Source organism: Arcticibacter sp. (assembly GCF_045629565.1).
In the GTDB taxonomy this organism is placed as follows: domain Bacteria; phylum Bacteroidota; class Bacteroidia; order Sphingobacteriales; family Sphingobacteriaceae; genus Arcticibacter.
In genome coordinates, this window is the sequence record NZ_JAZQRL010000027.1 from 37,166 (window position 1) to 55,506 (window position 18,341).

Here is an 18,341-nt window from a genome sequence, read left to right on the forward strand (position 1 = left end):
AGTTAAATGTTATTTATAGCATCAAGGCTGTCGTACTCAGCCAGCACCAATTCTTTGATTTTTTCTTCTTCCTGCGCCGTAATTCTGTAAAGAGGAGGCAACACAGATGTTCCGCATAATCCATACGCGTCCATCATGATTTTCAAAACAGGCAGCGACCTGCTCAATATCTTATCTTTCTGATAGATCGAGGAAACTCTATCAGCTTTCTCCTGAGCTGCCCATGATAAATCTGCTTGTTGAGCCCTGCCCGACTCATAAATGATACGGTACAAGCCTGGTGTAAGATTTCCTGTACTCGGAACCATACCATCAGCCCCCCAGGCCATTGCCTTATGAGACATCAGTGCCCAGCCCAAGAGATAAGAAAAGTCTTCTCTGTTTTTCCAGAGCTTAATCGCCTCTTCTACCCGTAGTTCCCCTTTTTCAGAATCTTTGAAACCCACGATATTCTGATGATGACTAAGTTTTTCCGCAACAGAAAGAGGAATAGAAAGATGGGTTGTAGCGGGAATATTGTAAACAATTAACGGGAGGGGCACTGCATCAGCCAGCTCCTCAAAATACCTGATCATCTGATCCTCGTCAACAGGATAGTAAGAGGGCATGGTCGAAACAAGTACATCTGCACCCAGATCAGAGAAGGCCTTTGCCTCCTCCAGCACCGAGGATAAACAATTCCCCGAAATTCCCGCATATACGGTTTTCCTTTTCTTTGCAGCCCGAACAGTTGCCTCCAGAAACTTTTTCCGCTCCTGGGGACAAATGGAGACAGATTCCCCCGTCGTCCCCAGCACAAACGGGTGCGCATCGTGCCCTATCAGGTGATCAGTTATCCGCTCTGCTGCTTCTAAATCTACTTTATATTTATCGGTAAAGGGGGTGATCATTGGAACCACTACCCCACTGTATTTCTTTTCCATCTTAAGAATTAAAAGCTGAGTGGTAAATATCAACAGCATCATCTCTTGTGATCTCCCTGACGCTGTTCTTTAAGAGTCGTTGCACCTTCATAGCATCCGTTGCCATGCTTTCAATAGCGTCCTCCGGTATACCTAAGTCCGAAAGCGAATGAGGCAATCCGCAATCCCGTATAAGCTCTTTTAAAAGCAATATACCTTTTCTTGCTGTCTCCATGGCGCTAGCCTGCGGCTCAGCGCCTAAGGCAAGTGCAACTTCGGCATACCTCTCGGGCGCAGCCGAAACACAGTACTCCATCACTGCCGGAAGCATGAGGGATACCGATAGACCATGTGCAATGTGAAAATCGGTTCCCAGCGGATATGCCAGAGCATGAGCTGCTGCCGTATTTACTGGTCCCAAACACATGCCACCATACATACTACCAAGGGCAATACTGGTTTTTGCTTCCAGATCATCCCCGTTGTCACATGCGCGCTTAAGGTTTTGGGCGACTAACCTAACGCCTTCCAACGCAAAAACATCGACGATCGGATGGGCGAATTTATTGGTATAGGCTTCCAGACAGTGTGAAAGCGCGTCAATACCCGTAGCAGCCGTAATATGGGTTGGAACAGAAAGCGTCAACACCGGATCAATATACGCCGCATCGGGAACCAGATAAGGACTTATGACCCCCACCTTGTTGCCTTCAGCATTCACAAAAAGAGCATTAGGAGACACTTCACTCCCGGTTCCTGCAGTTGTCGGAATACAGGCAAGATAGGTTTTCCGTTCTGCAAGCTTTCTGATTCCGGTTATCTCCTCCGTCGATTGTGTGTTTAATAGCTGGGCAGCAACGAGTTTTGCTGTGTCCATTACGCTTCCCCCTCCGATTCCTGCGACACTATCAGCACGGTAACTTCTGGCTTCTTCGAGAATCACTTCAAACTCCGCAAAGGTCGGCTCTGCTTTTAAGGTATTGCAAATCTTAACTTTTACCCCAAATGCTGTAAGCTCTTGAATACCGGAGCTTAGCTGATCCTCCAGGGTGTCAATAGACATGATAAAAAGTCTTTTTAAACCCAAGGTTTTAAAGTCATGAATAAACTGGTTAAGGCTGTTTTCTCCAAAAACCAGCGTCGGAGGATTTAATAGTGTGATAAGGTTACTATTCTTCATTATAAAGCGTCAATTCTATTAGGTGTTTGTCAAATGTAAACGTTTACATTGGTAAAGCAAAGAAAAACCTGAACTTTAAGAGCCACAGGATTTTCTGATCATGAGTTCAGTCTTCAATATGATGCTCGCAACAGCGCGGTCAGGCTTATTGATACGCTGAATTAAGAGTTCACATGACCGCTTACCAATCTCAAAGCCTGGCTGTCTTACCGCTGTTAAAGGTGGGTTTAACGAATTCGCCCAATACACATCATCAAAACCGACAATGGCCACATCCTCCGGGATACGCAGGCCCCGTCGGTTAATAGTGTCCAGCGCTCCCAACGTTATCAGGTTATTCGCAGTAAAGATTGCTGTAGGCGGATTCTCAAGCTCAAGAAGTCGCGCAGTCTGTTCTGCCCCGCTTTCATAGTCCGAATTACTGCTGACAATGATCTCTGGATCTATTTCGAGCTCATACTTTTTCATCGCTTCTTCATATCCTGCCATTCTTTCATGCGTGGTCGGCAGGAACGGTTTCCCGGTAACGTGTCCTATCCGCGTATGCCCCAAATTGATCAGATGCTGAACCGCATTAAATACCCCCTGTTGATTGTCCACCTTTACCAGGTCTACGTCAACATCCTTCATCCCTCTGTCAATACAAACAATTGGAAAACCGTCTGTCATCAAAGCTTTTATGTACACGTTTTTTTCATTAGATGGGGCCACAATGAACCCATCTACCGATTCAGACTTAAGAATATCTATATAGAGCTTCTCCTTCTTCTCATCCTGAGAGAAGTTTCCTATGATCACAACCGAATTGTGTGCATACGCATATTCCTCAATCCCACGGATGACATCAACATAAAACGGGTTCTGGATATCAGGAATCAGCAGGCCGATAATCCTGCTGTTCGTTTTTGTCGAGCGTAAGCGCTGGGCTACCCTGTTAGGTGTGTAATTCAACTTTTTGATAGCTGCCAGTACTTTCTGCTTGGTGTCTTCTTTAACAACCTCCTCAGAATTCAAAACTCTGGACACAGTTGCCACGGAGACACCCGCCATATCAGCTACATTTTTAAGACTCGACATAGATTATGTAATAGGAATTGGTTAAATCCAAATGTATTTCATTTTTATTATAAATGATAATGTCCGGCCTCCCTTAGTGAAAAAATTTAAAGTCCTGCTGTTTTAAATGATGGAATAAAGAAAGTTGCCGTATCTATCTTTGCTTCGGCATCTGGGAGATCATACTTTTGATCCGTCGGAGTATCTGCGGTTGGAAAACGAGTGGTATCTCCTGTCCGGAAGGCAACCCTTGCTACATGCTCCAGTGGCGCGAAAAAAGTATTCTCCGACAGTTTTTCGCCGTTTACACTAACCGTATACATACGCGCATCTGCGTCAAGCTCCACAACAATATCATATTGTTTTCCAGGCTGATAGTTTAACAGGCTCTTGTTTCGGTAGCCTGCTTTTAATCGGAATGAACCTTGTTCATCGAATGAAAGACGGATCCCCGGCGTACCCTTCTTATCCTGGAACTCAATGTCCAGCAGCCCCCTGTCATTCTGCTGTGGAATCACCGAAAATGACGCACGAAGCCTTTTGGTTTCCGGGATCAGTCTGGTAGCCTTAGCATAGTCGAAAGGATCTGCGTCCATAAGGGCAAGGACCCGGGCGCCATGCTGCATCTTCTCCATCTTTACGGGCGCTCTCATGGGACTGTAAACATTCCACAAATCCAGCTCCCGCCCCTCGGTCAGCTCCGCAAAAACATCATCTGCATGGTTAGCCGGTGTATCTGTTACCGGAAGGGGAACTGAAGATACCCATATATCCTCTTTATTTACACTATAGGTCAGCCACAGCTTATTGTCCGCCGGCGTTCCGTTGTTTTCCGAAATACCCCTTATGTACTGCGGTCCGTACGACTTATACTCCCCACCATACCGCATGGAAGTGATGTCTCCATGGACAAGCAAGAGATTGGTGTAGTCCAATCCATCCTCGCTGACGGAAACGGCGAGCGGCCATCTGAACTCTGATGGATTGTAAACCAGCGCAAATTTGCCGTCAGACGTACGTTGGCCCCAAATTTTCGCATTGCTGTTGACAAGCTTCGGAGCTCTAAGAGGCTGATATTCCCACGTTTTACCCTGATCCTTACTTATACTGGTTAATCCATTTTTCCATAGCCCCACTACTCTTGCATCTGGCAAGTGATAATAGCTAAATGCTTTGTACTCACCCTGGAGCTTGATAAGGGGATCCTCTTTATCTGATTCTTCAGCCCATTGCTGAACAACCAGATCGTTATTAAGAATCTCATTACAGGCTTCTACGAAACCTTTATCCTTGCTTGTCTTATAAAACGGATACTGAGAATTTTTTCCTGAAAATCCATGGTTGTACCGGATGAAATAAATGGGGCCAAATTTACCTCCCGGCAAAATTTCACGGATCACCCTTCCTATGCCGTCTCCGTCATTGGGTCCGTCCTTCGGAAAAAACGATATTCCATAGTAAGCCAGTGCGAAAAGTCTGCCCTTTTTGGAAGTATAAAAGCCCATGCGCTGGTGCATAACCGAATACAGGTCCTTTGCCACGTTATCCAAATCTGTTTTTTTTGTTCCATCGGGTACTTTGTAAGGTGGAAAGATGACGACAGGCTCAGACCATTTCTTACCATCTGCCGAGGTAAGCAGCAATGTCTGGCCGGGCGGTACGTGTTCACCCACAGGGTTACTCAAATACTCCAGATAGAAAGTATTATTCCAATAAGCAAGCATTGGGGCGTGATTATAAGTCCAGTTCCGTCCGTTCTCCTTATCTGGATGCGAGCGATCTGCCCGCATCACCTGAAGATTGTGAACGCCCAATGCCATAGGCAACCGACCATCATGATAGTCTACATTGACCTTTTCGGCTCCAGAATACCTTAAAGTATCCTGGGCCTGCAGGCTAAGCCAGCACGGACATAAAGCCGCACATAAAATCATTTTAGCTGTGTTCATCGTTTTGATTTAGTTGTATCCCGGATTTTGAGTTATGGCATTGTTCTGAATCCGGACATTATCAGGTACCGGCAGCAACAATTTTTCGGGGGTTACATTCTTCCCTTTAGCCGTAAGTACAGGGACTGCCCTTTCCGTTCTCTTGAGATCGAACCAGCGGTGAAACTCAATAGCCAGTTCCACTCTCCTCTCATGCTCTATTGCCAGATTAAGACTTGGATACAATGCGGATGGATAATCCGGAGTTCCATATAGTGGAAGACCGGCGCGGGCTCTCACCTCATTCAGATACTGCGGATCCTCTGTTGCTTCTGAGAGCATTAAAAGCACATCGGCATACCGGTAAACCATGAAGTTGTTATTGGCAAGAACGGTATTGCTCACCTTTGGCCCCGAAAGATCAGTCCACTTGATAGGATACTTCTGACTTTGGAACACTGCCCCATTCTGAAACCCAAGGGCAATACTTGCCTCTCGTCTGGGATCGCCAGGCTCGTATTCATTATACAGATCGTCTGATATCTGGTTCATACCTACCCCGTCAAAACCCAATAAATTAACGTTCGGATAATACGTCCTGTAATATTTACTGAACGTGCCGTTCGAAATACTACCGCCACCTACATATTGAATTTCAAAAATCGACTCTTTTGTATTTTTCACCGAAGGACCGAACACAGAAGCATATGTACTTAACAGACCATACTGGCTGTCATTATACACATTCATAAGTGCAGCTGCGGCTTTGGTTTTATCTTTAAGTGTCAGATACACCTCTCCAAGAGCCGTATACGCCGCACCTTTTGTTGCCCGGCCAACTGCTGTTTGGGGTAATTTATCTGCCGCAAATTGCAGATCCGTTAAGATTTGGTTATAAACTTCCGCCTGAGGACTGCGAAGCGTTGCATATGTTTCCGGCACAGTTAACGGCTTCGTAACCAATGGAACATCTCCCCATAGCCTCACCATATTAAAGTAATATAAACCTCTTAAAAAAGACATCTGCGCTTTGACCTGATCTTTATATGACGCGTCAAGACTGGACTGATCAACCTTTTCGATGACGATATTCAAATTATACATCGCCCGGTAGAAGGTCTGCCAGAAACTGTATACCAAGGTGTTATTCGTTTTCAAATTATAATCCTTGAATGCAAACTTGTCGGTCTGGTTTCCCGCAATGATATACAACGTAGTATTATCACCCATCATTTCGGAAGTATATGAAATCGGGCCTTCCGGATCATAAACTGAATATAAAGTCGAATATGCAGCGTTAACGGCCAGATCGATATCTTCACGCGTGTTATAAAAGTTGTCAGCGTTCGTATTAGATGCCGGAGCAAGGTCAAGGAACGACTCTTTGCAACCCGAAAGTGCCACCGGTAGAAGCAGCGCCAGCAATAATTTATGTAATTTATTCATGATTCTTTTTTTCTTAAGTACTCAAATTAAACCGAGAGAGAGAGCCACTAAAAACCGGCTTTAATACCGAAAGTGATTACCCGTGGTACTGGATAGGACCCATAGTCCATACCAACCATTGCTCCGGAGGGCATACTTGACGATACCGTCCCCGCATTGGCGGATGTGCCGTCCGGAGAATATGAGGTAGCCGCATAAGTAGTATTTTCCGGATCATAACCTGTGTACTTGCTAAACAAGGCTACGTTATCGGCATTCACATAAACCCGCAGACTTTTCGCAGGGGTGGCCTTCAACAATTTTGGCGACAAAGCATAAGAAAGGGTGATGTTCTTCACTCTTAAATACGAAGCATCTTCGACCCACAACGTGGAGAACGCAGATTGAAAGGCCTTCCTTACCATCGTAGGTCTCGGATTTACGCCATCTCCTGGCTCCGCTTCAGACTTATAGAAGTTGCTTGCACCTGCAAATAAATTACGCCCGCTATTCCAGTATCCGAGGAACCGGTAATTTTGATTGACGATCTCCCCGCCGTACGTGCCCTGCAACATAAACGATAATTCGAAACCTTTAAATGAAAAAGTATTGATGATACCCGCGGTAAAATCCGGCTGATAGTTTCCGATAACCGAGCGGTCATCTGTCGAGATGATGCCATCCCCATTAACGTCTTTGATTACAGGATCTCCGGGGACGGTACTTGCTTCATGAACACTATTGTCTATTTCTGCCTGGTTCCTGTACACACCAGTGAACGTGTAACCGAAGAAGTTCGATATGGGCTGACCTACTTCTGTCTTAACAGTCGTTTCGTTATCAGTAAAATAAATCGGTGCATTATTTACTCCAAGTTGAAGAACTTTATTCCGGTTCCTGGAAAAATTGAAATCAGTACTCCACTTAAATTCTCCAGTCAGATTTTTTGTGCTGATATTAAGCTCTACACCGCGATTCCTCATCTTACCGATATTGGTTAACTGAGTTGCGAATCCTGAAATATCCGGTATCGGAACATTAAGAAGCATGTCTTTAGTGATGGAATTATAATATTCGGCCGATATATTAATTCTGTTCGCAAGAAGTCCCAAATCAACTCCCAGGTTAAATTGGGTGGTTTTTTCCCATCTCAGATCCGGGTTATTCAAATTCAGTGTAATCAAACCGTTCGTGAGTGTATTACCCTGCCCATAATTGCTGGCACCCAGTAAACTGGTTGGACCGTAATTCGGAATCTGGTTATTCCCTGCCACACCATAGCTGGCGCGAAGCTTGAGTAGTGATACGGGCTTCACATCAGACAAAAAGGACTCGTCCGAAACAATCCATCCAGCGGACACAGATGGGAAATATCCCCATTTGTTATTGCTGCCAAACCTTGAACTTCCGTCGCGACGAATAGTTGAGGTTAAGTAATAGCGATTCTTAAAGTTATAATTTAGTCTTGCCAGATAGCTGATCATAGACCACTCGGAAAGTGTGGATGTTCCAGAAGTTACTGTTCCTGCATTCTGGGTTTGGACGAGGTCATTAGGATAGTTTGTAGCGGTAGATGAATGAAACTGATCCTGTTGCTTCTGGGCAGTGTATCCTGCCAGTAAATTAAAAGAATGATCATTTAACTGTTTGGTGTAGTTCAACGTATTCTCTGTTAACCAGTTGATCATGTAACCGCTCGACTCGGTACCCGTGGAGGCGGGCAGAGACTGATTGAACCCGTAGCCCTGGTTCTTCTTCAGAAAGTAGTTGTAACGGTTGTTCCCCAGGTTCCCGTTAACCGTGGTACGAAATTTAAGCCCGTCTATGATATTATATTCTGCATATGCTATGGCCAATGTGTTAAACGCTTTATTTTGCTTATCTGTAAAGCGGGTTGTCGCATATGGATGCCAGAGATTTACCGGATTATATTGTAAATACCGGTTCCACACGGAGTTGGGATCTACGATACCCAGATTGCCGTTCTCGTTGTAAAGTGGAAATACAGGATCACTCTGAAGTGCCAGACTGATAACGTCGCTCTTTCCCTTAGTCCCGTCGGTACGATCATATATACCTGTAAAGCTAAGATTCAAACCCAGTGTAATCTTCTTCGATACCTCCTGCTTGATGTTCGAGCGCAAAGACAGACGTTTATAATAATTGTTGTCCAAAATAGCGTCCTGATCCAGATAAGACCCCGAAAACAGGTATTGAGTTTTCTCGGTACCACCGGAAGCTGAAAGCTGGGCGCTTTTCATCGGTGCAACCCGATACATCACATCCTGCCAGTCTGTTCCCTTACCGAAAGAACCGGGGTCGGTGATAAACTCTTCCGGAATCTTATAGGTGGAAGCGTTTCCCCTGGCACTATTAGGATCTGATGCGCTCCTCCCACCTCCAAGGTCAACCCAGGAGTTGTTCTTTGCGGTAACGTAGTATTGAATCCATTGCTGGGCGTCCATCATATCCACTTTTCTGATCACTTCCTGTGTACCGTACTCAACATTCGCATTGATGGACGTCTGTCCTACTTTACCCAATTTAGTAGTCACCAGGATAACCCCACTTGCTCCACGCGATCCATAAATGGCTGCAGACGACGCATCCTTCAACACTTCTACCGATTCAATATCCTGCGAATTGATCATATTCAAATTGAAGTTCTCCAGTGGCACCCCATCTACTACGAACAATGGATTTGTACCTGCGGTTATCGAACTAACCCCCCGAACCCGGATGATAGGAGCAACGCCCGGAGCACCCTGCCCCTGGTTAATTGATACACCGGCAACCTGTCCGGCCAATGATTGCGCAACATTTGTATATGATCTGTCCTTAATCTTTTCGAAACCGATTGACGCTACCGAACCTGTAACTGACTTCTTTGACTGTGTGCCATAACCGACAACGACTACCTCATTCAGTGCTTTAACATCTTCGCTTAGCCTGACATTAATGTTGCTGCGGTTGTTCACAGGAATCTCCATTGTTCCAAAGCCCATATAACTGAAGATCAAGGTTGCTCCGGATGGGACCGTCAGCGAATAATGGCCGTTTGTATCTGTACTGGTGCCTATACTGGTACCTTTAACTTTGACACTGACCCCCGGCAGACTAACGCCCTCACCATCGGTCACTTTGCCGCTTACCCTGATATCTGCCTGGGAAGCCGTTATAAGATTTGGAGTTAAAGTTTTAGCAAGCGCATTGGAATGAGAAAACAAGGCTGAGGTCATCACACATGCAAGCAGTAGTTTGTGACCTGTTCTTCCGATGAATTGACTCTTGATATAAGTTTCAATCGAAGCCTCATGCTTTCGGTACTTAACAACAGAGCGGGAGAAAATATCCATTTCGATAAATTTTAATTGAGAAATATGAAAATTCAGACAAATGATATCCATACCGTTCATCAGTCTGGGATGCCGGCGAGGAATGGAACATATGAAATCTGCTTACCTGGAATCGCTGTAAGACAAGCAGCGAAAATTATGACTTCGTTATCATTTTATGACTTGGTTAGCCCGATCAAACTCAGGAGAGGTTAATAATTTGGTTAATTAATAATTGGTCAGCTGATGAAATGTAAACGATTACATTGCAAGGTAAAAGTTATTTATGAACTTTGCAAATATTGCAGGAGCAATTTTATATTATATGTGTTACAACGTTCGGAGGCACGAAAACAAAAAAAGAGCCCGGGGGCTCTTTAAATCTGGTGTTTATAAATCGGCACTAAGCATGATGCATGCCGCCATGCCCAAATGAATGCTGCGATGTTCTCTGCGTGCAAAGAGCCGCGCCAATTTCCAGTATACCTAAAATCAGATGCGGAAGATATACCTGATCGTTGAACCCCAAAAGCCAGGGAGAAGCCGCAAGGAACAGGCCTGCAATCAGGTCCATGGTCAAATGGGTACCCATTGATAAGGCCTTCATAGCGCCGCCCTCATAGTCAGTAACCAGCGACATCACAAGCATCAGTACACCGACAGCGACAGCACACCATTTGGCCGCTCCTACATCCGAAAATCCAAATAGCCACGGTGAGGCGATCAATAACACACCCATCACGTAGTCCAGTACAGCATGGGTTTTTCTCGTTATAAACTTCATAACAAATAGATTAAGTTAAACATAGGTTTTCTACTTAAACCATTCAAAGGATATGCCAAAAGGCGCTTTGTGCATTTAACCAGAGTATACAACTTTATTTCACAACCCGGTCATTTAAACTCTTGAGGTTACCTATCGCATTGCCCATGGTATTATTGAAATAGGCAAAAACGTCCCTCCCATCCGCTAACCACCCATTGATGTATTCCGCATACTCATCAAGAACATCATCCGGATAACTTCCCCTGTAACCTTTCTCAGGACCATGAAAGCGCAGGTACACAAAGTCCTGTTCCGGCTCACGAAACGGTGAGGCCGAATGAGCCATATCATGCATCACCAGGACAATACCCGACTCGTACAGCAAATCATACACTTCTTCTTTATACCATGATGGGTGTCTGAATTCTACCGCGATCCGCCAGGGAAGGTCTGCCGTTGCGTCTTTGAGATTAACCAAAAGAGCCTGCAACTGTCTGATGAGATCAACACCCGCACCCGGCGGAAACTGCACCAGCACACATCCCCGTTTTTCAGCCGCACTATCAACTACCTGAAAGAATCGAAACACGTCCTCCGGCTCGAAAATCAGGCCCTTGTTATGCGTTATTTCCTTCCAAAGTTTGAACGTAAACCTGAAGTTATCCGGCACCATATCCGCCCATTTGCTTACCGTTGCCGGCATCGGAAGCTTATAAAAGGAACTATTGATCTCTACGCTGCTAAAAAGTGACCCATAATAGCATAACCTGCTTTTATCCTGATAATCTGGCGGAAAGTGCTGCTTATTAGGTACAGGGAGAACGACGTTACTCGTCCCCGAATAAAACCGGCCTCTTGCTTGTGATAACACCCGACCGTCCATTAATCAAAAATACTTTTCATTTTTTTCAAAGTTTTCTCCAGATCAATGCCTTTTCCAAGCGCAACTTTAAACAGATCGCCTTCAACTTTCAAACGGTCCACCGTATTGAAAATGGTAAAATCCCGCATCTTCAAACCTGGTTTCACCTCATCCCAATGCAGCGGCATCGAAACAGTAGCGCCTACCTTTGGTCTTAGTGAATACGGCCCCGCAATCGTAGCGCCGGGTCGGTTTTGAAGAAAGTCCAGATACATCTTCCCTTTCCTGTTAGCGATCATGCGCTCCAGGCTGGTGAACTCCGGTATCTGCTTATGAACGATATTCACCAGCAGCCGGGCAAACATCTGAGACTGGTCATAGGTGTACTTGGCCTCCAGAGGAATGTAAATATGCATTCCGGTAGATCCGGAAGTCTTGCAGCAGGAAGGCACCCCTATCGCATCGAGCACCTTTTTTACTTCCAGAGCCGCTTCTATCACCTGATCGAAGGTATTTTTATCCGGATCAAGGTCTATCACACAATAATCAGGATTATCCGGCGACTGTACCCTGCTGAACCAGGGATTCATTTCAATACATCCCAGGGTTGCCATCCAGAGCAAGCTCGCTTCGTCCGTCCCAACCAGGTACTCCTTATCCTCACCATCGCTGGTGGTATATGGAAATGTTTTCGCCCATTCAGGAGCTTTTCCCTTAACGTCTTTCTGATAAAAGCTGGAAGCATGAATGCCGCCCGGAAATCGATTCAAAGACATTGGTCTGTCTTTTAGATACGGGAGGATGAATTCCGCTACCTGATAATAATAGTTAAACATATCCCGCTTGGTAACGTTGTCCTCCGGCCAATAGACCTTGCTCAGGTTAGTGAACTTCAGGTCATGACCGCAGATCTTTCTTACCTGGGTCTCATCCTTAGGATTCAGCAACGTCTTACGTTCCTTCTCCTTTGGTGGCTTTAGCGCCTTGAAGCTATCCGGTTCCTTTGGTTTTTCCTCCACCTCATCCACAATTTCCGGAGTATGAATGGTCGTTTCCCTTATTACCTCTTTCGCTTTCTTGTCCTCCCTCATGCCCTGAAAAGACGGATGCCTGAAAACGCCGTCGGTGGTCACTTCGCTGAACGCTACCTCGCAAACCAGCTCAGGTTTCAGCCATGTCGCTTTTGCTTTCGGCGGATTGGGTCGGAAGCGCGACGGCTTATTAACATCCGGCAGCTCCCTGAACGGCGACTCATCTGTAATCAGTGGCTTCATCTGAGCCATCATTTCCTTCTGCAGCTTATCAGAAAATCCGGTGCCTACTTTCCCCACATATTGAAGCGCTCCATCCTCGTAAACGCCGAGAAGGAGTGATGAAAATTGCTTTGATGTGCCTTCATTTTTCGTGAACCCTGCAATGACTACTTCCTGTCGCTTATGCACTTTCACTTTGAGCCATTCCTTCGAACGCACATCAGTCATATAGGTGCTATCCGACTTTTTCGCTATGATCCCCTCCAGGCCCATCCTCTCAGCAGCCGCGAAAAATTCCAGCCCGTTCGCCCTGAATACCTTACTCAGCCGTACACGGTCATCATCAGTTGGCATAACCTCCTCCAGAATCGCCTGTCGCTGGCTAAGAGGCAAACCTCTCAGGTCTTTTCCGTCATACCAAAGCAAGTCGAATACATAATACGCCAGATCTCCGTCCGCCTCGCTGCGCCAGTTCTGCAGATCACCAAAGTTAGAAACACCTTTTTCGTTCAATACGAGAATTTCACCGTCCAGCACGGCGTTGATTTTCCAACCCTTAAGAATCTTATAAATAGGATAAAAACGGTCGCTAAACGATTTATTATTACGAGACTGAAGTTCTACTTCCCCTTCGTTTACAAATGCCAGCGCCCTGTAGCCGTCCCATTTAACTTCATACTGCCAGCCTGGTGCATCAAACGGTTCGTCCACCAGCGATGCAAGCATAGGCTTTAGGTTTACAGGCATATCACTTGCGGGAAGCTTTTTCAAGATCTTCCCGACATCGATATCCTCTGTATTCTGGTCAGTATCTCCAGCGTCAGTTACCTCATCCGCAGGCTGGGCCGCTTCCTTTTTTTTCCTCGACTTCGGCTTCGCAACTTTTTCCTCCTGCCCGTTCTTCCAAACCTTGTCACCCGTTTCGGCCATAGATTCAATCGTCTTTCCGGATAGCACGGATTTATCCCGTTTAGTGATATCCTTTTTCGATGCGAAATCGTCATTATGCTTGATCAGCAGCCATGCGTTATCTCCCATTCCATGCGTTTTAACAAGAGCATATTCGCCTTCAAGCTTTTCTCCATATAGCTTAACCTTCAGCGATCCTTCTTTAAGTTGTTGCAGCAGATGTTTTTCCTGAGCTTTTTTACCGGATATCCTTTCAAGCGGCTCGTAAGTTCCTTCATCCCAAACGATTACTGTCCCGCCGCCATACTCTCCCTTAGGGATAATCCCCTCGAAAGTCCGGTAGTCATATGGATGGTCTTCCACCATCATTGCCAGACGTTTTATTTTGGGATCTGTAGAAGGGCCTTTAGGCACGGCCCAACTTTTCAGCACGCCTTGCATTTCCAGACGAAAGTCATAATGAAGGCGTGATGCATCATGTTTTTGAATAACAAAGCGCAATTTGGTTTTGTCTTTACTCTTGCCGGATTTAGGTTCGTCCGTCTTCGTAAAGTCGCGCTTCTCGACATATTTTTCCAGGCTCATAACAATTGATTCTGTAGTGCTAACAAGATCTTCCCATTAATGGTTTGGCTGACGACCGAAATACGCTAATCCGCTCCAAAAGCTGATATTTTGATAGATATCAGAAACCAACAAAACATCCTGTTGTTTATTCCCGAAAACAAAACCATGGCAGAAATCGGATATCATGCGTCGCACGAACAATTTAAGCCCGGCGAACTGCTTCGCTATGTGCAGCTCGCTGAACAGGCAGGATTTAAAGCCGTCAACTCTTCTGACCACTTTTTCCCCTGGAGTGAACGTCAAGGTGAAAGCGGGTTCGCCTTCGCATGGTTGGGGGCGGCCATGCAAGCCACCTCACTTCCTTTTAGCGTAGTGTGTGCGCCGGGCCAGCGCTATCATCCCGCCATCGTTGCCCAGGCGACAGCCACACTCGGGGAAATGTTTCCCGGTCGCTTCTCTTTATCACTTGGAAGTGGTGAGGCAATCAACGAAATCATTACGGGAGAAAAATGGCCCTCCAAATCCGACAGAAATGCCCGCTTACTGGAAAGCGCGCTGATTATCCAGTCCCTCCTCCAGGGCGAAACGGTTTTTCACCAGGGTCTTGTAACCGTAGAGAACGCGCGGCTCTATACCTTGCCCCAAATTCAGCCTCTCGTTCTTGGAGCAGCGATAACTGCGGAAACCGCGGGTTGGGTAGGAAGCTGGGCACAAGGGCTAATCACTATTTCCAAACCAATCGATGAACTTGAACAGGTTGTAAAGGCCTTCAGGGATAATGGGGGACAGAAAAAACCCATGTACTTAAAAGTCCAGCTTTCCTATGCGAAATCGGATGAAGATGCTCTTTCCGGTGCATATGATCAGTGGCGGACGAATATCTTTCAGGGAAGTGTACTGGCCAATCTGCGTTCGGTTGAAGAATTTGATGCAGCAGCCGAACTCGTGCAACCCGAACAGCTTTTCGAGAAAGTAAATATCTCCTCAGACCTTCATAAACACATGGAGTGGATAAAACAGTACCAGTCACTGGGCTTCGAAAGAATCATACTGCACAACGTGAACCGCGGGCAGGAGGTTTTCATACAAGACTTTGGTAAATATGTGTTGCCTGCATTCGGCTGATATAAAAGCAAAGCCCGTAAACAATGAATCGTTTACGGGCTTTGCGCTAAGATTTAATTGTCTAACTACTGGGCATTTACCTGGATGAGTCCGTCCTTCTGCATTCGCTCATAGATAGACTTAACATACCCTTTCAGGAAATCATCCATACTTGAAGGATCATAGGTTTTTGATTGAGCTGCCCATATCAGTTCCTCTGTTTTCGCGTTATACAGGTTAGTCTCCAGGTAGTAAACATCAGTTTCGTCATAATATCCCGGATCATACAGGTAGGGATACCAGTTGCTATAGTAACTCCAGAACCGATTATAATAGCCATACCTTAAACCTGGATCCCATACCGGACCGCCGCCGACGTATCTGCTCTCCGACTCTTTCTTCAATAACGCAATGGTCAGGATGCCATCGGCCTGCGTTTCCTGAATCTTGCTTAAGACCAACTCCCGCTTTACTCCGGTGCGGTTGCTAAATGTTGGCGGAAAGACGTCCATGCTTTTAACAACTGTCAGGCCTTTCTCCTGAAGCTTGTTTTGCAGTCCGGTTTCAACGGCTTGCTTCGCAGGAATATTACTGGTCATTGCTGCTACAAACAATGTTCTAAATCCCGAAGCTGTAGCATCCGGTTTTCGCCAGGAACTGCTGATCATGGTAGAGGTGCTACTACACGCCCCGGTTACCAGGGCTCCCGCAATTAGCAGGAGAAGGTTCAATCGTAAATTCATAGCTAAATAATTTAAATAGATGTTTTGATCTGCAGTTTTCAGCCCTTTTCTTTCTGAAGATAAGCTTCAACCGCTTCCCGGCTATTTCCTGCCTGCTTAATCGCTTCGCGAACCGTTTCTCTGCTTACGCCGAACTTTTCTTCCAGGTAAGACAATTCATAGCTTTCTTCCCCCGACACTTTACTGGTGTCTCTTCCGTCTCGGATACTTTTATTGTCGCTCATATCGGATTAATTTAGTTTGATATAATTTGTATGGTGTTCAGGTAGCATTCACGCCGGTCTCGAAACCAGCATCGCCTTGCCGATGGCGTTCAATAAGCCGACCAATCTCATTTATCTGCTTGCTATCAATTGACCAATTATTTTCCGTTGATAACGCCCAGATTCCTGATCCAGACTTCTCGATGATGATCGGATTGTTGTCATAAAGTTTGCGGTCTTCGTTATCACGATCGATTGAAAAACGATGCTTGTCATGATCCATTTGCTCCACATAAAGCTTTTCCTCTATCCCGTTTAGTGGGTAGCTTATCACAAATCTTTCCATAGATGAATGTTTCTTATTTAACAAAGTCAAATAAGAAGGGTTTTCTCAATCTCGATTTCGGTTAGTGATAGCACACCTGCACCTCACTTAGCAAAAACAATCAGGCAAAAGAGATTATTATTAATCAGGAACTTTTTTACAGCAGGCGCATGACACATAAACAGATTCTTCAGGCGGCAAATTACAGGCAGTTTCCGAAACCAGCATCGCCTTGGCTGATGTACCAGGAGTGGTTCCGGGTCCTGTTTCTTCACATTCCGATCACCACCGGGACACTGCTGCCCCACATCCCTAAGGGGACAACCCCAGACCTTTACAACGGACAAGCCTGGCTCTCCATACTGGCATTTACCGTCAGAAACGCCCACCCCCGGTTTGCTCCTCCTTTACCATACTTGTCAAACTTTCATGAGATTAATCTGCGAACTTACGTACGCTTCGAAAAGAACGATAGGCCCGGTATTGTGTTCCTTGATATCAACGCTTCCAAAAAGCTGCCCTCACTTCTCGGAAGAGCATACGGTCTGCCCTACCGTTACGCTAACATATATCGGTGTAAAAGATCTCAACAGCATCTGATAACCTCAAAAAAAGCCGACGGATGTAATATGGATCTTAATTATACGCCCTCCATGCTCCTCCATGAGAAAAATCCACTGGATGTATGGTTGACCGAACGCTATATAGCGTATCAACGCCTAACAGCCGGTATATACAGCTATCCCATACAACACCGGGAATGGCAGCTCAGGGACATTCAGATCGAAGGAGAGCTACGCTATAATTTCGGTGGGCTTGAGCTAACAAAGGAGGATGTCCAACTCGCGCACTATGCGGATAATATACAAGTATTAATATGGAACAGGATGCATAACGATTATTCGAAATAAGACGCATATGCAGCCGGGATCTTATCAATATCCCGTATCCTGATATCCTTGTAAAAAACCTCTGCTGCCTCACTTTGGAGCTGAATTTTACCACTTATAAGCGGCTTGCTAAGATCTCCGTCACGATAGGCGGACTTCGAAAGCGCCATTACCACCTGTCCGTTAACGATATGGAGGCTTTTGTCTTCAAAGCAGATAAGCTCCAGATCGTTCCACTCGTCCATCGGGCGCTCATAGTTACCACTCGCCTGACAGAAATTATTGTTCCCATGCTTGATGGATCCCATCCTTACCTCCGGTGCGTTACGATTATAAACAAGCGTATCTTTACCATCTGGTTTCGCGGCCCTGGCGCTGATCTGCGAATTGGCAATGCACCAGAAGTCGCCGTGACTGCGTTCTATTACCTGAAACTCCTGAGAAAGCATCCAGGACCTGAAGTAGTCTGCACCGCACTCTCCCTGAGAATGATAAAGGATTCCCGAGTCCATCGGTTCATTCAACCTCGGTTCCCATTTTTTACTGCCCCACTTAACCTTCACCTTCAGATGATAGTTCTTAAAATCCTCTTTAGTAAAGACACAGCCGTAGATCTCTCCGCTGATTCTGAGCACAGGTACTCCCTCCTGATGAACGACAGAAAAAACATTTGCCTCGTTCTTGCCATATCCAATCGGAGGCAAAGGCTTACCCGCCCCGTCGGTAGGAACTTTACCGTTATAAGCTGTTGTATGCCGGTAGCTCAGGTAGGTATCCCAGCCAGTCAGGGAGCCATCAAAAAGAGACCGCCATTCATCGCGGGGTTGATAAGAGCTTAAAGTCAAGACTGCCGCCACGACAGCGATGAGGCTTAGGAAATATTTCATAATCGG

At 45.8% G+C, this 18,341-nt stretch carries 16 protein-coding genes; 3 read left to right on the plus strand and 13 right to left on the minus strand.

Translation table 11 applies throughout. The annotated features are described in order from the left end of the window. Positions 1-2 precede the first annotated feature (2 nt). From ACKI5J_RS02815 to ACKI5J_RS02840, 6 genes are all read right to left on the minus strand, one after another. Positions 3-923 carry a dihydrodipicolinate synthase family protein gene (locus tag ACKI5J_RS02815; RefSeq protein ID WP_407426294.1) on the minus strand — a complete coding sequence of 307 codons (921 nt, stop codon included), beginning with the start codon at positions 921-923 and terminating at the stop codon, positions 3-5. A 1-nt stretch (position 924) separates the two neighbouring features. Beyond that, positions 925-2,082, minus strand: coding sequence for an iron-containing alcohol dehydrogenase (locus tag ACKI5J_RS02820; protein WP_407426296.1), 1,158 nt, complete (start codon positions 2,080-2,082; stop codon positions 925-927). A 75-nt stretch (positions 2,083-2,157) separates the two neighbouring features. Further along, positions 2,158-3,159: a LacI family DNA-binding transcriptional regulator gene (locus ACKI5J_RS02825; RefSeq protein ID WP_407426298.1), complete on the minus strand. Its 1,002-nt coding sequence runs from the start codon at positions 3,157-3,159 to the stop codon at positions 2,158-2,160. An 86-nt stretch (positions 3,160-3,245) separates the two neighbouring features. Then, a complete protein-coding gene (locus ACKI5J_RS02830) occupies positions 3,246-5,087 on the minus strand; it encodes an exo-alpha-sialidase (RefSeq protein WP_407426300.1) in 1,842 nt (613 codons plus the stop codon). A 9-nt stretch (positions 5,088-5,096) separates the two neighbouring features. After that, positions 5,097-6,512: a RagB/SusD family nutrient uptake outer membrane protein gene (locus tag ACKI5J_RS02835; protein WP_407426302.1), complete on the minus strand. Its 1,416-nt coding sequence runs from the start codon at positions 6,510-6,512 to the stop codon at positions 5,097-5,099. Positions 6,513-6,559: 47 nt separating this feature from the next. Continuing rightward, positions 6,560-9,847: a SusC/RagA family TonB-linked outer membrane protein gene (locus tag ACKI5J_RS02840; RefSeq protein WP_407426304.1), complete on the minus strand. Its 3,288-nt coding sequence runs from the start codon at positions 9,845-9,847 to the stop codon at positions 6,560-6,562. Between the two features lie 24 nt (positions 9,848-9,871). On the opposite strand from ACKI5J_RS02840, the gene ACKI5J_RS02845 reads away from it, so the two are divergent. Then, a complete protein-coding gene (locus tag ACKI5J_RS02845) occupies positions 9,872-10,042 on the plus strand; it encodes a hypothetical protein (protein ID WP_407426306.1) in 171 nt (56 codons plus the stop codon). Between the two features lie 187 nt (positions 10,043-10,229). Here the strand turns inward: ACKI5J_RS02845 and ACKI5J_RS02850 are convergent, their stop codons facing one another. From ACKI5J_RS02850 to ligD, 3 genes are all read right to left on the minus strand, one after another. Then, complete coding sequence (locus tag ACKI5J_RS02850; protein ID WP_407426308.1) at positions 10,230-10,610, minus strand: SPW repeat protein; 381 nt, start codon at positions 10,608-10,610, stop codon at positions 10,230-10,232. A gap of 94 nt (positions 10,611-10,704) precedes the next feature. Next, a complete protein-coding gene (locus ACKI5J_RS02855) occupies positions 10,705-11,463 on the minus strand; it encodes a DUF72 domain-containing protein (protein ID WP_407426310.1) in 759 nt (252 codons plus the stop codon). Positions 11,464-11,474: 11 nt separating this feature from the next. Beyond that, positions 11,475-14,201, minus strand: a complete 2,727-nt coding sequence (gene ligD, locus ACKI5J_RS02860) for a DNA ligase D (RefSeq protein ID WP_407426312.1) — start codon at positions 14,199-14,201, stop codon at positions 11,475-11,477. A gap of 90 nt (positions 14,202-14,291) precedes the next feature. Here ligD and ACKI5J_RS02865 point away from each other — a divergent pair, with 90 nt between their 5' ends. Then, positions 14,292-15,308, plus strand: a complete 1,017-nt coding sequence (locus ACKI5J_RS02865) for a TIGR03885 family FMN-dependent LLM class oxidoreductase (protein WP_407426314.1) — start codon at positions 14,292-14,294, stop codon at positions 15,306-15,308. Between the two features lie 65 nt (positions 15,309-15,373). Here the strand turns inward: ACKI5J_RS02865 and ACKI5J_RS02870 are convergent, their stop codons facing one another. From ACKI5J_RS02870 to ACKI5J_RS02880, 3 genes are read right to left on the minus strand one after another with little or no spacing between them, the layout of a single operon-like run. Further along, positions 15,374-16,030 carry a hypothetical protein gene (locus ACKI5J_RS02870; protein WP_407426316.1) on the minus strand — a complete coding sequence of 219 codons (657 nt, stop codon included), beginning with the start codon at positions 16,028-16,030 and terminating at the stop codon, positions 15,374-15,376. A gap of 38 nt (positions 16,031-16,068) precedes the next feature. Beyond that, on the minus strand, positions 16,069-16,254 hold the full coding sequence (locus tag ACKI5J_RS02875) for a DUF3606 domain-containing protein (RefSeq protein WP_407426318.1): 186 nt from the start codon (positions 16,252-16,254) through the stop codon (positions 16,069-16,071). Between the two features lie 37 nt (positions 16,255-16,291). Further along, complete coding sequence (locus tag ACKI5J_RS02880) at positions 16,292-16,579, minus strand: hypothetical protein (protein ID WP_407426320.1); 288 nt, start codon at positions 16,577-16,579, stop codon at positions 16,292-16,294. Positions 16,580-16,728: 149 nt separating this feature from the next. On the opposite strand from ACKI5J_RS02880, the gene ACKI5J_RS02885 reads away from it, so the two are divergent. Then, entirely contained in the window at positions 16,729-17,469 is a 741-nt protein-coding gene (locus ACKI5J_RS02885) for a YqjF family protein (protein WP_407426322.1), read from the plus strand. Here the strand turns inward: ACKI5J_RS02885 and ACKI5J_RS02890 are convergent. Next, entirely contained in the window at positions 17,457-18,335 is an 879-nt protein-coding gene (locus ACKI5J_RS02890) for a DUF1080 domain-containing protein (protein ID WP_407426324.1), read from the minus strand. The genes ACKI5J_RS02885 and ACKI5J_RS02890 overlap by 13 nt on opposite strands. Positions 18,336-18,341: the final 6 nt, after the last annotated feature.

Bases quoted from the DNA above. Each gene is read 5' to 3' on its own strand.
- ACKI5J_RS02815 (WP_407426294.1), bottom strand. From the start codon at position 923: ATGGAAAAGAAATACAGTGGGGTAGTGGTTCCAATGATCACCCCCTTT.
- ACKI5J_RS02820 (WP_407426296.1), bottom strand. From the start codon at position 2,082: ATGAAGAATAGTAACCTTATCACACTATTAAATCCTCCGACGCTGGTT.
- ACKI5J_RS02825 (WP_407426298.1), bottom strand. From the start codon at position 3,159: ATGTCGAGTCTTAAAAATGTAGCTGATATGGCGGGTGTCTCCGTGGCA.
- ACKI5J_RS02830 (WP_407426300.1), bottom strand. From the start codon at position 5,087: ATGAACACAGCTAAAATGATTTTATGTGCGGCTTTATGTCCGTGCTGG.
- ACKI5J_RS02835 (WP_407426302.1), bottom strand. From the start codon at position 6,512: ATGAATAAATTACATAAATTATTGCTGGCGCTGCTTCTACCGGTGGCA.
- ACKI5J_RS02840 (WP_407426304.1), bottom strand. From the start codon at position 9,847: ATGGATATTTTCTCCCGCTCTGTTGTTAAGTACCGAAAGCATGAGGCT.
- ACKI5J_RS02845 (WP_407426306.1), top strand. From the start codon at position 9,872: ATGAAAATTCAGACAAATGATATCCATACCGTTCATCAGTCTGGGATG.
- ACKI5J_RS02850 (WP_407426308.1), bottom strand. From the start codon at position 10,610: ATGAAGTTTATAACGAGAAAAACCCATGCTGTACTGGACTACGTGATG.
- ligD (WP_407426312.1), bottom strand. From the start codon at position 14,201: ATGAGCCTGGAAAAATATGTCGAGAAGCGCGACTTTACGAAGACGGAC.
- ACKI5J_RS02870 (WP_407426316.1), bottom strand. From the start codon at position 16,030: ATGAATTTACGATTGAACCTTCTCCTGCTAATTGCGGGAGCCCTGGTA.
- ACKI5J_RS02875 (WP_407426318.1), bottom strand. From the start codon at position 16,254: ATGAGCGACAATAAAAGTATCCGAGACGGAAGAGACACCAGTAAAGTG.
- ACKI5J_RS02880 (WP_407426320.1), bottom strand. From the start codon at position 16,579: ATGGAAAGATTTGTGATAAGCTACCCACTAAACGGGATAGAGGAAAAG.
- ACKI5J_RS02885 (WP_407426322.1), top strand. From the start codon at position 16,729: ATGACACATAAACAGATTCTTCAGGCGGCAAATTACAGGCAGTTTCCG.
- ACKI5J_RS02890 (WP_407426324.1), bottom strand. From the start codon at position 18,335: ATGAAATATTTCCTAAGCCTCATCGCTGTCGTGGCGGCAGTCTTGACT.